This is a genomic window from Xanthomonas dyei (assembly GCF_002939865.1).
Lineage (GTDB): Bacteria > Pseudomonadota > Gammaproteobacteria > Xanthomonadales > Xanthomonadaceae > Xanthomonas > Xanthomonas dyei.
The window spans coordinates 1-14556 of sequence record NZ_MDEE01000013.1; the positions used below are offsets into that span (position 1 = coordinate 1).

Below are 14556 nucleotides of genomic sequence, written 5' to 3' on the forward strand. Positions count from 1 at the left end.
GCCAGCGGCCGGCACCTACCGATGAACACGCCCGAAGGAAACTGATCAAAGGTCGCGGATTGAGGTCCTGACCAACACAGTTGCTCCATGGACGGATTCACGGCGTGTCCCGCGCCGGTAGGAGGACAAGGGCCCTGCAGCCAGCTCGCAGATCATGTGCTCTGCAATGGGTTTACCCATTGCGCCCAACTCTCTCAAGCAGCAAAAATTTCCGGGTCTTGAGGTCATAGACAAGACATCGCTAGCAATAAGCACTTAGGTGGAAGCGATGCAAGCAACGCCAGCGTGGACTAGCGCCACAGCCACGAACCGCATCAAGGAGCAGCGCGCCGCCTGATGGCACGCAGTCTCAAGACAGGCACACCGGACGCGCAGCAGTCACTGCAGTCGCGCGCCCTGACCAGCGATCAGCTGCGCGCGCGCTGGGCCGCAGCGAATGCTTCGAGCTGTTCGGGAGTGGCGTCTTTTTGATGTTGCTGCTTCCACTGCGCGAACGGCATGCCGTAGACCGCCTCGCGTGCCTGGTCCTTGCTCATCGGCTGGCCCTGCGCCTCGGCCGCTTCGCGGTACCAGGCGCCCAGACAGTTGCGGCAGAAGCCGGCCAGGATCATCAGGTCGATGTTCTGCACATCGGTGCGCTCCTGGTTGAGATGCTGCAGCAGGCGGCGGAATGCGGCCGCTTCGATGGCAGTAGTGGTCGAATCGGTGTGCGAGGTCGTGTCGGTCATGACGGAATCGGGGACAATAGACGGCCTTCGACTCTACACCTGACGCCCCATGACCGCTTCCGCGCCAGCTGCCTTCGCTCCGGCCCGCCTTCTCGATGGTCGCCGCATTGCCGAGGACCTGCTCGACGGGCTGAAGTTGCGCGTGGATGCGCGCATGGCAGCGGGCAAGGCGCGGCCCGGGTTGGCGGTGGTGCTGGTGGGTGGCGACCCGGCGTCGTCGGTGTATGTACGCAACAAGCGACGCGCGGCGGAAAAAGTGGGCATCGAAGCGTTCGATTACGACCTGCCGCACGGCACCAGCGAGGCCGAGTTGGCGGCGTTGATCGATGAGCTCAACACCGATCCCAAGATCCACGGCATCCTGATCCAGCTGCCGCTGCCGGGGATTCCCGATGCCAACCGGCTGATCCAGCGCATCGATCCGCGCAAGGATGTGGATGGCTTCCATCCGCAAAATGTGGGGCATCTGGCACTGCGCGAATTCGGCCTGCGCCCGTGCACGCCGCGCGGCATCGTGACCTTGCTTGCGCATACCGATCAACCGGTGCGCGGGCGCAACGCGACCATTGTGGGCGTAAGCAATCACGTCGGCCGGCCGATGGGGCTCGAGCTGTTGATCGCCGGTTGCACGGTGACCAGCTGCCACAAGTTCACCCCGGCCGATGTGCTGGAGGCCAGCGTGCGCAATGCGGACATTCTGGTGGTGGCGGTGGGCCGCCCGGGGCTGATCCCCGGCGAATGGGTCAAGCCGGGTGCAGTGGTGATCGATGTCGGCATCAACCGCCTGGAAGATGGACGCCTTGTGGGCGATGTCGGCTTCGATGCGGCAGCAAAGCGCGCGGCCTGGATCACGCCGGTGCCGGGCGGGGTGGGGCCGATGACGGTGGCTACGCTGATGCAGAACACCCTGGAAGCGGCCGACGCTGCGGGTTGAGCAACCGGTGTAACGCAGCATTGCGGCTGCGTGGTGTCTTCGTGAAGGCTTTCAGGGTAAAATGCCGCGCTTCCCCAAACTCGGGTCCGCCGATGCTCCGCATCCAGGCTGAAGCTCTCACCTACGACGACGTCTCGCTCGTCCCCGCTCATTCGATCGTCCTGCCCAAGGATGTCAGCCTGGAAACCCGGCTGACCCGCGATCTGCGTCTGAAGTTGCCGATCCTGTCGGCCGCGATGGACACGGTGACCGAACACCGCCTGGCGGTGGCCATGGCGCAGTTGGGCGGCATCGGCATCATCCACAAGAACCTGACCCCTGCACAGCAGGCGGCCGAAGTGGCCAAGGTCAAGAAGTTCGAGTCCGGCGTGATCACCGAGCCGTTTACGGTGAGCCCGGACACCACCATCGGCGAAGTGATCGCGCTGACGCGCGCGCGCAACATCTCCGGCGTGCCGGTGGTGGACGGCAGCGAACTGGTCGGCATCGTCACCAGCCGCGACATGCGCTTCGAAAAGAAGCTCGACGATCCGGTCCGCCACATCATGACCAAGAAGGATCGCCTGATCACCGTGCGCGAAGGCGCCAGCGATGAGGAAGTACTCGAGCTGCTGCATCGCAACCGCATCGAAAAGATCCTGGTGGTCAACGACAGCTTCGAACTGCGCGGGCTGATCACGGTCAAGGACATCCAGAAGAAGACCGACAACCCCAACGCCGCCAAGGATGCGTCCACGCGGCTGCTGGTCGGTGCGGCGGTGGGGGTCGGTGGCGATACCGAACAGCGCATCGAACTGCTCGCGGCTGCCGGCGTCGATGTGGTCATCGTCGATACCGCGCACGGCCATTCGCAAGGCGTGATCGACCGTGTGGCCTGGGTCAAGAAGACCTATCCGCACCTGCAGGTGATCGGCGGCAACATCGTCACCGGCGACGCAGCGCTGGCATTGATGGATGCCGGCGCCGACGCGGTCAAGGTTGGCGTGGGCCCGGGTTCGATCTGCACCACGCGTGTGGTTGCAGGCGTGGGCGTGCCGCAGATCACCGCGGTGGACATGGTGGCCGAGGCATTGCAGGACCGCATTCCGTTGATCGCGGACGGCGGCATCCGCTATTCCGGCGACATCGGCAAGGCGCTGGTGGCGGGTGCGTCCACGGTGATGGTCGGCGGTTTGCTGGCCGGTACCGAAGAAGCGCCGGGCGAAGTCGAGTTGTTCCAGGGCCGCAGCTACAAGAGCTACCGCGGCATGGGCAGCCTGGGCGCGATGGAGAAGGGGTCCAAGGACCGCTATTTCCAGGATTCCAGCGACGCCGACAAGCTGGTGCCGGAAGGTATCGAAGGGCGTGTGCCGTATCGCGGCTCGGTCGGCGGCATTATTCATCAGCTCATCGGTGGCCTGCGCGCGACCATGGGCTATGTGGGCTGCGCCACGATCGAAGAGATGCGCACCAAGCCGAAGTTCGTCACCATCACCGGTGCTGGCCAGCGCGAAAGCCACGTCCACGACGTGCAGATCACCAAAGAGCCGCCGAACTATCGCGCTGGATGATCGGGAATGGGGAATCGCGAATCGGGAATCGTAAGAGCCCGCCGCTTCCTCGTCCGATAGCGGCCGGCGCCGCGGTTGTTGTTGCGATTCCCCAATCCCGATTCTCGATTCCCGGCTCTCAATGACCAGCATTCATAACGACAAGATCCTCATCCTCGATTTCGGCGCGCAATACACGCAGTTGATCGCGCGGCGCATCCGCGAAATCGGCGTGTACTGCGAGATCTGGGCCTGGGATCATGATCCGTCCGAGATTGCCGGGTTTGGGGCCAAGGGCATCATTTTGTCTGGTGGCCCGGAATCGACCACCTTGCCGGGTGCGCCGGTGGCGCCGCAGGAAGTGTTCGACAGCGGCTTGCCGGTGTTCGGTATCTGCTACGGCATGCAGACGTTGGCTGCGCAGCTGGGCGGCGCCACCGAAGCGGCCGACCAACGCGAATTCGGCCATGCCGAGGTGGATGTCGTCGCGGCCGATGCGCTGTTTTCCGGCCTGACCGACCATGCCGGCGCCTCGCGTTTGAACGTGTGGATGAGCCACGGCGACCACGTGTCGCAGGTGCCGCCGGGCTTCACCATTACTGCGGTGACCGACCGCATTCCGGTGGCGGCGATGTCCAACGAGGACAAGCGCTGGTACGGCGTGCAGTTCCATCCGGAAGTGACGCACACGCTGCAGGGCCAGACCTTGCTGCGCCGCTTCGTGGTCGATGTCTGCGGCTGCCAGACCTTGTGGACGGCGGCCAACATCATCGACGACCAGATTGCGCGCGTGCGCGAACAGGTGGGCGATGACGAAGTGATTCTTGGTTTGTCCGGCGGTGTGGATTCGTCGGTGGTCGCGGCGCTGTTGCACAAGGCGATCGGCGACAAGCTGACCTGCGTGTTCGTCGATACCGGCCTGCTGCGTTGGCAGGAAGGCGACCAGGTGATGGCGATGTTTGCCGAGCACATGGGCGTCAAGGTGATTCGCGTCAATGCGGCGGACCGCTATTTCGCCAAGCTCGAAGGCGTGAGCGACCCGGAGACCAAGCGCAAGATCATCGGTAACCTGTTCGTGGACATCTTCGACGAAGAGTCCAACAAACTGGCCAACGCCAAGTGGTTGGCGCAGGGCACGATCTATCCGGACGTGATCGAGTCGGCCGGCAGCAAGACCGGCAAGGCGCACGTGATCAAGAGCCACCACAATGTGGGCGGCCTGCCGGAACATATGAAGCTGGGCCTGGTCGAACCGCTGCGCGAACTGTTCAAGGACGAAGTGCGTCGCCTCGGCGTGGAACTCGGCCTGCCGCGCAGCATGGTCTATCGCCATCCGTTCCCGGGCCCGGGCCTGGGCGTGCGCATCCTGGGCGAAGTGAAGCGCGAATACGCCGAACTGCTGGCCAAGGCCGATGCGATCTTCATCGACGAGCTGCGCAAGGCCGATCTGTACGACACCACCAGCCAGGCATTTGCGGTATTTTTGCCGGTGAAATCCGTCGGCGTAGTCGGCGATGCGCGTGCATACGAATGGGTGATCGCACTGCGTGCGGTGGAGACCATCGACTTCATGACCGCCCACTGGGCGCACCTGCCGTACGACTTCCTCGGCACGGTGAGCAACCGCATCATCAACGAACTGCGCGGCGTCTCGCGCGTGGTCTACGACATCTCGGGCAAGCCGCCGGCGACGATCGAGTGGGAGTGAGGTGAGGTCCTGCGGGAGGGTTGGCGATCAATACGGTCCGCGACGTATTGAGTGCAACCACATGCGTCGCGGCAGCTCCGGCTGACGAGTGCTGAGAGATGGCAGACCGCCCGACACGCAACCCGCTGACGGCGCGACCCACGGCAACAATCACTCCGGCAGCCGTGTAGCCGGGACCGCCGCGAGATCGGGTTCGGCCTGTCCGCCGATCCGCGATATCGCCGCCCTCGATGCTGATCGCCTCCACGCGGATCAGGACGCCGGACGTGGCTCCGCCAATTCGGCAATGCGAAAGGATTCGGGTGCGCCGCCCGCATCGAACACCGCAGCTCTCATGCTTCAACTCCGGCAGGCGGGCGACCGCAAATCGCAGTCACGGCAGCATGCACGATGTCCGTCAGCTCCTCGCGCCCGCTGCCGGTACGCGCCCGCACCGCCAAGGTCTGCAGCATGGCGGATGCGACGGCGGCCGCAGAGGCGGGATCGACCCCTCTGTTCAACTCCTCTTTCGAGCGCTTGAAGCGCTCGCGGAAGGCGAGGTCGACACCTTCGACATAGCTTGCCGCCACGGTGCGCGTTTCGGGGTCGCGAAGCGACTCGGTGACCGCCGTGCAAACGACGAAGCACCCGCGTGCTCCCATCTCGCCGGCCAACGTGCTCTCTGCCGCAGCAAGAAAAAAGGTGCGCAGCACCTCGTGCAGCGGGCCATCGCTGCCCATGTGCTGGCGAACCCCGTCTACGGACCACGCTTTGTTTTCCTCAAGTGCGCGCAGGTAGAGCGCGTGCTTGTCGCCAAACGTCGCGTAGAGGCTGGGGCGGTTGAGTCCCGTTGCAGCAGCCAGCTCGTCCAGTGAGGTCGCGGCGTAGCCATGGTTCCAGAACACATCGCGCGCACGTTCCAGCACGGTGGCCTCGTCGAACTTCCGCGGGCGTCCGCGGGGCCGCGCGGGGCCCTTGGTTGTTTTATGTACCATTTCGCAAAAAATCCTTGCTGGGGTGATTTATGTTCGATATAGTACAAAAACAGGGCCGCGCTGTCATTGCCATCCGGCCCGTCGTATCCAACTGCTAGTTCCCCGGCAATCCACACCCACCGACCCAGTGCTCAAGGAATTGAAATGCAGCAATACCCTGTTTATGAGAACCCGTACGACGCCCTCCATATCGATGCCGAGACGGTCCTGAACCTGCATGCGGTCACGCTCGGCGAGAACAGTCTGTCGGCTTACGTTGCCAGTCTTTCCCCCTATGCCGCCAAGTTGCAGGCGTATTTTCGGATGTTCGGTATCAAGCATGAGCTCGTTTCGGTACCGGTCCCGGACGTTGGCCCACGCGGCAAGGTGCCCTTCATCAGCGTCGGCGACACCCGGATCGCCGACAGCAGCCTCATCATCGACTATCTCAAGGGCACGCTCGGCGACCCCGATGCACACCTGAGCGCAGAGCAGCAAGCGCTCGGCCAAGTAGTGCAGGGCACGCTCGAAGACCATCTCTACTGGATCATCATCTATTACGAGTTCTTCCACCAAGGCGGCTGGGATTTCCTGATGAAGACCATGGTTGGCGATCCGACGGCACTGCCGGAAGAGATCCAGGAAGCGCTCAAGACGCGTCGCGAAGACTTCCGCAAGCGCTGCTTCGATCAAGGCATTGCGCGCTTCACCGAAGCGGAGATTATCGACAAGGCCAAGAAAGACCTGAGCGCGATCGACGTGCTGATCGGCGACAAGCGCTTCCTGCTAGGCAGCGATCGCCCCAGTTCCTATGACGCGGTGGTCTTCGGCTTCACCCAAGCGTTCTTCCAGGCGCACGGCCTGCACCCGGAGATCACCGACTACGCCCGCACGCTTCCGAACCTGGGGCGCTTTATCGCCACCGTCACGGCGCAGTGGTACCCGGAGCTGAAGCTTGCCTTCCAGCCCAGCTAACCGCATCGCGTGCCTGGTGGGTGCAGCATGCTCTGCGTCCACCAGGAAGACGATGGCGCGCTGTCGCGCAGTCGCATCGATGGGCGGCATCCCGCCCATTACACTACCGATCGCGCACGCCTGTCTTGCATAAGCTGCGCCATGACCAATCGCTTTTGAGGCGCCTTGATGTGATGCGGCAAGCGGGATGCGCCGCGTGGGATGACGCGCATCCTGCTCTCACCTGCAGTGGCCAGTCCGATCGCCTGGTGCTGTCTGCAAAGGAGTAGGGAAGGCCGATGTCGCCACGACTCCCATCACTTGTATCGTCGACTGTGCGCGGATGATCGCGAAGACTTTGCTGCTGCAGTGCTGCATAGAGTAGGCAGGCGTGCCCTTCTGCAGTGGTGTGGCAGCGATGAAGGCGGAGCATGGTTTTGGCGATTCATAAAGCGCCGGGCTCGATCGTTAAATTCCACCACTCTTTACCCATCGCAGGCATTGGAATGAATCTTTGGTTTCGCCTGATCCTCTTGTTGGTGACAAGTCTGTTCCGGCCGCGGATGCACGCGCGCTCGGACGTGTCGCGTCTCAGATTGCGCGTGCTGCCGAACGATATCGATGCCAACCTGCATATGACCAATGGACGCTACTGGACGATCTTCGATCTCGGGCGGTTGGACATGGTGCTGCGTACCGGCCTGGCCAAGGTGGCGCTGCGAGCGAAGTGGGCGCCGATTGTCGGTTCGGGAGCCATCCAGTTTCGAAGGGAACTCAAGCCCTTCCATGCATTCGATCTTGAAACACGGCTCATCGGCTGGAGCGGAACCCGCCTGATCGTCGAGCAGCGGATTTTTACCGGATCGGACAGAACCCTGGCTGCCAGGGGGCTACTGCTGATCGGTTTCTACGACCGTGGTAACCGCGCATTCGTGAAGGCAGAAACCGTGCTGCAGTCGATCGGCGTCGTGGATACGACATCACCGCCGCTGGGCGATGCGGCCAATGCATTGCTCGCCGCCGACACCGCTCTCAAATCGGAGATCGACGACTGGACAGCGCGACGCTGAGCGAGCTCGATGGGGAGCGTGCAGGCACTGATGCGGGCGCGAGAACGCGACCGCATGACATGGGCTCGGACCATCTTCAAGTTCACCGCAATTAGGCGCAGCGCCGCCGTAGACGCTGGTAGATCACCGTACCCAGCCCAGGTGCACGAGCATCAACAACAGCCGCTTGCGCCTGCACCGTCGCAGTGTGGCAGCGTCGCGAGCGCATAAAAAAACGAGCGCCAGGCGCTCGTCGGTGTCGATCGGAATCATTTGCAGCAATGCATCGAAGGCCGCTGAGATGGGATGCGGCATGCGCAGCCTGTGGCGTCGCATGCAGCAGCAGTGAGCTGAAACGATCAGCTCGCCATCGATCCCGCTCAACGCACCCGGGCTAACGCGGTGCGTGCGTCGGCCATGAACTTCTGCGCTTCCTGCGGTGTGGCCAGGTTGGCGCCGAGCTGGCTGAGCACCTGCTCGATATCGCTGGACGCGTCCCAGGCTTCGTCGCAGAGCATGCCGGCGATGGGGCCGAGATAGTTCAGCGCGACTTTTTCCAAGGCATCGCGCACGCGATCGTCCGGCGCGCCGGCACTGGCGTTGCCTGACGGCGCGGGTGCTGGCGCCGCTGCCGCCACCGCTGCCGCCACCGGAGCAACGGCCGCCGGTGCCACGACGGCGCGCACCGGGGCAGGTGCGCCGCCCAGATCCTGTTCGAAGCCGCCCATCAACCACTGGCGCGAGTCTTCGCTCAGCAACGACGGCTTGCCCATGCCGGCACCGGGGTCCACCTGGAAGCGGGCCTTCGCGGCACCGACCATGGTGAGGCGTTGTACCGCCTCGTCATTGCGCAGCATGCGGAAGACCACTTCTTCGATCTGTCCGGCGTTGAGGCGGACGATGCAGGAGTGGTTTTCTTCGGTGACGACAAACAGAAAGCCGGACGCCTTCTTCAATGCCAACGCCCTGAGCTCGCGCAGGACATCGATCAGCGGACGGAATTCATTGGACATGGCGTCTTCCTTGCATCATCTGGTACGAAATCGGGTGAAGCGGCTCAGCGTTTGCTGAGGCGCTCCATGGCCAACCGGACACTGTTGGACAGGCGGGAGATGGCGCGCGCCAGGGTACCAATTTCATCCTTGAGGTTGACCTCTTCGATGGTGTGGTTCCACTTGCCCAGGCTCAGTTCTTCGGCCACGGTGGTCAGATGCTGTATGGGGCGCAACACGCGGCTCCAGATCAGGGCCCACTGCAGGCCAAGCAACAGGACGCACACCAACAGGCCGATGCCGGCGATCCATAGCGACTGGCGCACGATCAGGCCATTGACGTCGCTCTTGGGATACGCCGAGACCAGGATGAAACCCCAGTCCGGCACTTCCTGCTTGACGACGACCCAGTCGTCCGGGCTGTCCTTGACGATGCGCTCGATGGTGGCGGTGTCGGTGGTGGCACCGGTGGTGGACTGAAAGCGCAGCTTGTTCTTGCTGTCGAACACGGCGATGAAGCCGGAATCGAGCACGCGACGGCTGCTGACCACGTTTTCCAGAGCCTGCGTGTCGGCCTTGTAGCCGACGTACCAGGCGCCGATGACGCGCTTGTCGTTGCCGGCAAAGATCGGCTCGTAGCCGGTGACGTACGGGTTGCCCAGGATGTCGACCACGCCGTAGAAGCTCTCGCCGTTGCGCAGCTTGGCCGCGGCCTGGCCGTTGGGATCGAGCACGGTGCCGATGGCGCGGCTGCCGTCTTCCTTCTTGACGTTGGTGGAGATGCGCACGAACTCATCGCCGGTCCGCGAGAACAGCGTCGCAGTGCCTTCGTGGATGGCGGTGACGTCGTCCAGCATGCTGAAGGAATTGGCCTGCGGGCGCTGGCCCAGCAGCAGGTCGTTGGCGTTGCGGTCGGCGACGCGGATATCGCTGCCCATGCTCGGGGCGCCCTGCGCATTGGCTTCCTTGCGCAGCTGGCGCATCGAGGAATTGACGCGGTCGAGCATCATCGAGCGGGTGACGGCGAACAAGGTCTGCAAGGACACCGACTGGCGCTCGATCGCGTCGCCGGTTTCGAACTTGACCCGGTTCGCTTCGGTAATGGCAAGAATAACCGTGAGTGCCACCACCACGACCAGCACCAAGGCCAGCACCGGCAACAGCAGGCGCACCCGCAAAGAGTGACGAAGCATCGCAATTCCCCTGAACGCGTTTAAATGATTGAATCGAGTGCCGCCGCAGCGCAGTGCGGCGGTCGGACCTAGCCGTTATCGGCTGCCAGACAAGATGCTGAAGCGGCCCCCATGCCGCTTAGCGGTGCATACGATAGCGCAAGCCGATCGATTTGACAGTGCGCCTCCATCGTCTTGTGCGCCTTGCGTTCAAGAATGGTGGACCGGGTTACACATGCTGGCGCTGGTGGGCACGGTGGGCAGCCGGGCGGGAGCCATCCGTGGGCGATCGATCGGCGTGGGGCTTTGACAGATCGCGGCTGCCACTGCCACGTCATGGCAGCGACCGGATGAAGCGTTGTTTGAGGAGCGACCGACCGGCGGTGCGGTCTGCGCGATCGCAGGCCGCTCAGGTTTCCAGCGACAGGATTCCGCGGCGCAGGGCAACGGTGACCGCGTGGGTGCGATCGCGTACGCCGAGCTTGGCCAGGATGTTCTTCATGTGCGCCTTGACCGTTTCTTCGGAGATGCTCAAGGCATTGCCGATCTGCTTGTTGGAACATCCGGTGGCGACCAGACTCAGCACCTCGGTCTCGCGGGCGGACAACGCGTCGTCGAGCACGTGGGCGGCGATGTTTTCGGCCACCGACGCCGGAACATGCCGGCGCTGGCCACGCCGCACGTCGCGGATGGTGTCGACCAGCTCGCGGCGCAGCGCGCTCTTGAGCAGGTAGCCGCAGGCGCCGGCCTGCAGTGCACGCACCGCACGCACATCGCCGGTATAGGTGGTCAACACGATGACCTTGGCGGCGGGGTCGACACGGCGGATGCGCTGGATGGCTTCGACGCCATCCACGCGCGGCATCTGCAGATCCATCAGCACCACGTCCGGGCGCAGGCTGGTGTAGCAGGCCACTGCCTGTTCGCCGTCTTCGGCCTCGCCGACCACGCGCATGTCGTGTTCGGCGGCGAGCATGGCGCTGAGACCGTCGCGCAGCAGCGGGTGATCGTCTACCACCAGCACGTCGGTCGGTTTGACCATGTCAGCCATTGGAACTCTCCGTGGATCGTGCAGGTCGAAATGGCCACCACCAGCGTGGTGGTGTCGCATAGGCGGTGCGGGCGGGAAGCGTGATCTGGATGGCGGTGCCGCTGCCAGGACGCGACCACAGCTGCATCTTGGCGCCGATGCGTTTTGCGCGTTCCTGCATGCCGGTCAGCCCCCAATGCCCGGTGCGCGCATGCCCATGCAGCACATCCGGATCCAGGCCGCAGCCATCGTCGCGGATGCGCAGCACGAAGTCACGTGAACCGTAACGCAGTTCCAGCGCGATTCGTGCGGCATTGGCATGGCGATCGGCATTGGCCAGTGCTTCGCGGCCCAGCTGGAACAGTTCGTCGGCCACCATCGGGCGCAGCGCCACCGGGCGGCCCTCCACCGACACCTGCAGTTCGGCCGCAGGCGGGGGCATGGTGGCTTCGCGCGAGCGTTGCAGTGCGGCGGCCAGATCCTGGCGCAGCGAGTAACTGTCGCGCAGGCCGTTGACGCGGTCGCGGCCTTCGACCAATGCGTTTTCGGCCAGGTCGACCGCCTGTTCCAGTTCCAGGCGGCGCGGGTCGTTGCCGGGCAACGAGCGGCTGGCGGCATGCAGCCGCAGGATCAGCCCCTGGGTGCCCTGCAACAAGGTGTCGTGCAACTCGCGAGCGATGCGTTCGCGTTCGCGGTAGCGCTCTTCCAGCCGCGCACGCAGGCGTCCGGCAACATGCCGGGTGCGCATGCGCCAGAGGATCGCAAGCGTCAGCAGCAAGGCCAGCGCGACGCACACCTTGAACTGCCAGGTCTGCACGAAGGCCGCTTCGATCACGAAGTCCAGCGTGTCGCCGCGCTCGTTCCATACCCCGTCGTTGTTGGCGGCGGCAATGCGGAAGCGGTAACGGCCGGGCGCGAGGTTGGTATAGAACGCCTCGTTACGATTGCCGGCGTCCTGCCATTGCGCGTCCACGCCTTCCAGCCGGTAGCGAAAGCGCACGCGCTCGGGGCGGGTGAGGCTGACCGCGTCGTAGCCGATGCGCAGGCGGTGGGTCCATTGGGGCAGGCGCAGGCCTGCCGTGCGCGGGTAGGGGCGGTCGTTGGCGACCACGTCGGTGATGAAGACCTCCGGCGCGGTGGGGTTGCGGTAGGTCTGCTCGGGATCTAGCCAAGCCAGGCCCTGGTTGGTGGTGAACCACAACAGGCCGTCGTCGGCGGCGATGGCCGTGGGCACCGGCGTGGCCTGCTGGGCGACACCGGGCAACCCGTCCATGATGTCGTACAGGCGCAGCGCCGGGCTGACCACGCGCGCTTGCACGCTGCGCAGCAGCGCACGTTGACTGATCTGCACCACGCCTCGGTTTCCGTTCAACCACAGCGTGCCGTGGCGGTCCTGCACGATGCCGGTGATGCCTTGCAGCAGCGGATTGGTCTGATCGGGCACCTGCCGGAAACGGCCATCGGCGCCCAGCGCTGCCAGCCCGGTTTCGCCGGCGACCAGGGTGAGCGACGGGCGTTGCCAGATGGCGGTGACCGGCCCCACCGACAGGCCATCTTCGGCGCTGTAGTGCATCAACCGCCGGCCCTGCAGCAGGCGCACGTCGCCCTTGATGGTGCCTACCCACACGCCGCCATCCTGGGTATTGGCGAGCACCGTGCACGGGGTGTCCTGCAAATTGGCCAGCGGCTGCCAGGCGCTGCCGTCGAAGGCGTAGGGGCCGCTCGCGTCCGGGCAGACCCAGGGATGGTTGCGGCTGTCCACGACGAAGGCACGAATGGCGCCGGTGGTCAGGCCGAGCGGCAGCGCCACGGGCTGAATGCGGCCGGCCTGCAGACGCAGCAGGGCGTGCTCGCCAAGCACCCAGCCGTTGGCGGTCGCTGGCACATCCAGGATGTGGGGGGGCGCGCCATGCTGCAGGCCTGCGACGCGATCGCGGCTCAACGCCAGCAGCCGGCCATCGCGCAGACTGGCCAGGAGCGGGCGTGCGGAGGTGCCCGGGGTGGGATTGAAGGTCGCCACGGCCATCGCCTGGCCCGGCAGCAACGATGCCAACGGCAGCAACGCGCGATGCCGGAACCGGTTGAGGCCCAGATTGGTGCCTGCCCACAGATTGCCTTCGCGGTCTTCGAGCAACGGGCCGGCGGTGGCCGAGGTCAGACCTTGTACCGGTCCGAAGCGTTCCAGCACCGGCGTGGGCGATGTGGGCAAGGCAATCCGGAACAGGCCGTGCGCCGCGTAGTCGCTGCCCCACAGCGCGCCGTCGCGCATGAAGCGGATGCGCCGCGCGAATAACCCGGGAAATTGCTGCCGGGCACGCGCCGCCGCGGGCAGTACGTTGCCCTGCGCATCGGTCAACGCAAACACGCCGCGGTACGGGTCTGCGACCCAGATCGCTCCGTCCGGGCTTTCGGCCATGGTGACGTAGAGACCCACCTGCTGACCGCTGGCTGCGAACCGCTTGGCGCCAGCCCGCAACGACAGAATCTGGGTGCCGTCGCTGACCCACAGCGTGCCGCGCACATCGCGCAGCAACCAATGCGCGCGCTCGGCGGTGTAGCCCCAGTCGGCACCGGCACGCTGCCAGCGTTGGCCATCGAACCAGCACAAACCGCCATCGATGGCCGCCCACCAGCGTCCACTGCCATCGTGCTCGATGCGGAACACCATGCCGTCGGGCACGTCCTTGCCCGAGCGAAAGTGCGTGAGATGGCCGTCCGCAAGGCGATCGATACCGGCGTTGAAGTAGCCGATCCAGGCGGTGTCGTCCGGCGCCAGCGCAAGCGCGGTCATGTTGTGCGACGCGTAGGCCTCGCCATCCGGCGGCGCCTGCCGCGCGAAGTGGTCGCCATCGAACTGAAACAGACCGAAGCCGGTCGCCAACCATAACGGCCCGGCGTCGGCTTGCTGGATATCCCAGATGTCGGCCGGTGCGCCGCGCTCGGTGCTCCAGGCGGTGTGGTGGAACTGCAGCAGTCCCGCACGCGTGGCGGCGATGCCTTCGGCCCGCGCGGGCGGGCATGGCCACCAGCAACTGCACATCACAACGATCACCGCCGCGCACAGGCGCCACAGCGGGTGGAATCGGATGGCGGGCTCATGCGGCATCGCAGCATTGTCGGGCGAGATCGAGGGAAGCACCACCACCCCTTTCGGGGGAGGCAGATCGGGCAGTAAATCGAGTACGCATGGATCGGCGTGTTGCGTCGGGTGCGTGTCTTGGCGATGCAGTGTGCGCTGAGTTGGATGCGGTCTGTTGTGTGCAGCATCGAAGACGCTGCTTTTGTAGCGCGTCGTGCCACGCGCTGGCGTTCGCTTGGTTCGGGTGCGGTGTGGATGCCGAGTGGGGCACTGCATAGCGCGCACGCAACAACTGCGCGGTATCGCCGCTGCGTCGGCTTGCATGCATGCGTGCTGTATGTCACGGCAATGCACGCGCAAGAGCTCATGCGTCCTTGTGCAGCAACCATGCCGCTCACCCGAAAGAGTGAGCGATCCGCCTCACCATC

Annotated in this window: 13 protein-coding genes; 5 read left to right on the forward strand and 8 right to left on the reverse strand. The window is 64.6% G+C overall.

Translation table 11 applies throughout. The features are described 5' to 3' along the window. Positions 1–407: 407 nt before the first annotated feature. On the reverse strand, positions 408–728 hold the full coding sequence (locus XdyCFBP7245_RS10415) for a DUF1244 domain-containing protein (RefSeq protein WP_104615597.1): 321 nt from the start codon (positions 726–728) through the stop codon (positions 408–410). A gap of 49 nt (positions 729–777) precedes the next feature. Between XdyCFBP7245_RS10415 and folD the strand changes: the two genes are divergently transcribed. From folD to guaA, 3 genes are all read left to right on the forward strand, one after another. Further along, on the forward strand, positions 778–1662 hold the full coding sequence (folD, locus tag XdyCFBP7245_RS10420; protein WP_104615598.1) for a bifunctional methylenetetrahydrofolate dehydrogenase/methenyltetrahydrofolate cyclohydrolase FolD: 885 nt from the start codon (positions 778–780) through the stop codon (positions 1660–1662). A gap of 92 nt (positions 1663–1754) precedes the next feature. Then, positions 1755–3212: an IMP dehydrogenase gene (guaB, locus tag XdyCFBP7245_RS10425; RefSeq protein WP_104615599.1), complete on the forward strand. Its 1458-nt coding sequence runs from the start codon at positions 1755–1757 to the stop codon at positions 3210–3212. A 121-nt stretch (positions 3213–3333) separates the two neighbouring features. Then, the gene (gene guaA / locus XdyCFBP7245_RS10430) at positions 3334–4899 is read left to right on the forward strand and encodes a glutamine-hydrolyzing GMP synthase (RefSeq protein ID WP_104615600.1); all 1566 of its coding nucleotides are present in this window, start codon (positions 3334–3336) and stop codon (positions 4897–4899) included. Here guaA and XdyCFBP7245_RS24915 read toward each other — a convergent pair. Both XdyCFBP7245_RS24915 and XdyCFBP7245_RS10435 read right to left on the reverse strand, forming a co-directional pair. Beyond that, positions 4823–5242, reverse strand: a complete 420-nt coding sequence (locus XdyCFBP7245_RS24915) for an alcohol dehydrogenase catalytic domain-containing protein (RefSeq protein WP_386261413.1) — start codon at positions 5240–5242, stop codon at positions 4823–4825. The genes guaA and XdyCFBP7245_RS24915 overlap by 77 nt on opposite strands. Further along, a complete protein-coding gene (locus tag XdyCFBP7245_RS10435) occupies positions 5232–5873 on the reverse strand; it encodes a TetR/AcrR family transcriptional regulator (RefSeq protein ID WP_104615601.1) in 642 nt (213 codons plus the stop codon). The genes XdyCFBP7245_RS24915 and XdyCFBP7245_RS10435 overlap by 11 nt, the downstream gene beginning before the upstream one ends. 144 nt (positions 5874–6017) lie before the next feature. Between XdyCFBP7245_RS10435 and XdyCFBP7245_RS10440 the strand changes: the two genes are divergently transcribed. Both XdyCFBP7245_RS10440 and XdyCFBP7245_RS10445 read left to right on the forward strand, forming a co-directional pair. After that, positions 6018–6827, forward strand: coding sequence for a glutathione S-transferase family protein (locus XdyCFBP7245_RS10440; protein WP_104615602.1), 810 nt, complete (start codon positions 6018–6020; stop codon positions 6825–6827). A gap of 485 nt (positions 6828–7312) precedes the next feature. Further along, positions 7313–7876 carry a thioesterase family protein gene (locus tag XdyCFBP7245_RS10445; RefSeq protein ID WP_104615603.1) on the forward strand — a complete coding sequence of 188 codons (564 nt, stop codon included), beginning with the start codon at positions 7313–7315 and terminating at the stop codon, positions 7874–7876. 123 nt (positions 7877–7999) lie between these two features. Here XdyCFBP7245_RS10445 and XdyCFBP7245_RS24040 read toward each other — a convergent pair whose 3' ends face one another. The 5 genes from XdyCFBP7245_RS24040 to XdyCFBP7245_RS10470 all read right to left on the reverse strand — a co-directional run bounded on the left by XdyCFBP7245_RS24040 (position 8000) and on the right by XdyCFBP7245_RS10470 (position 14155). Further along, positions 8000–8170: a hypothetical protein gene (locus tag XdyCFBP7245_RS24040; RefSeq protein WP_158255508.1), complete on the reverse strand. Its 171-nt coding sequence runs from the start codon at positions 8168–8170 to the stop codon at positions 8000–8002. A gap of 65 nt (positions 8171–8235) precedes the next feature. Continuing rightward, the gene (locus XdyCFBP7245_RS10455; protein WP_104615605.1) at positions 8236–8868 is read right to left on the reverse strand and encodes a DUF8082 domain-containing protein; all 633 of its coding nucleotides are present in this window, start codon (positions 8866–8868) and stop codon (positions 8236–8238) included. 44 nt (positions 8869–8912) lie between these two features. Further along, positions 8913–10040 (reverse strand): Cache 3/Cache 2 fusion domain-containing protein, encoded by a 1128-nt coding sequence (locus XdyCFBP7245_RS10460; protein ID WP_104615606.1) that lies wholly within the window; start codon positions 10038–10040, stop codon positions 8913–8915. Between the two features lie 388 nt (positions 10041–10428). Then, a complete protein-coding gene (locus XdyCFBP7245_RS10465) occupies positions 10429–11070 on the reverse strand; it encodes a response regulator (RefSeq protein WP_104615607.1) in 642 nt (213 codons plus the stop codon). Then, complete coding sequence (locus tag XdyCFBP7245_RS10470; protein WP_104615608.1) at positions 11063–14155, reverse strand: sensor histidine kinase; 3093 nt, start codon at positions 14153–14155, stop codon at positions 11063–11065. The genes XdyCFBP7245_RS10465 and XdyCFBP7245_RS10470 overlap by 8 nt, the downstream gene beginning before the upstream one ends. Positions 14156–14556: the final 401 nt, after the last annotated feature.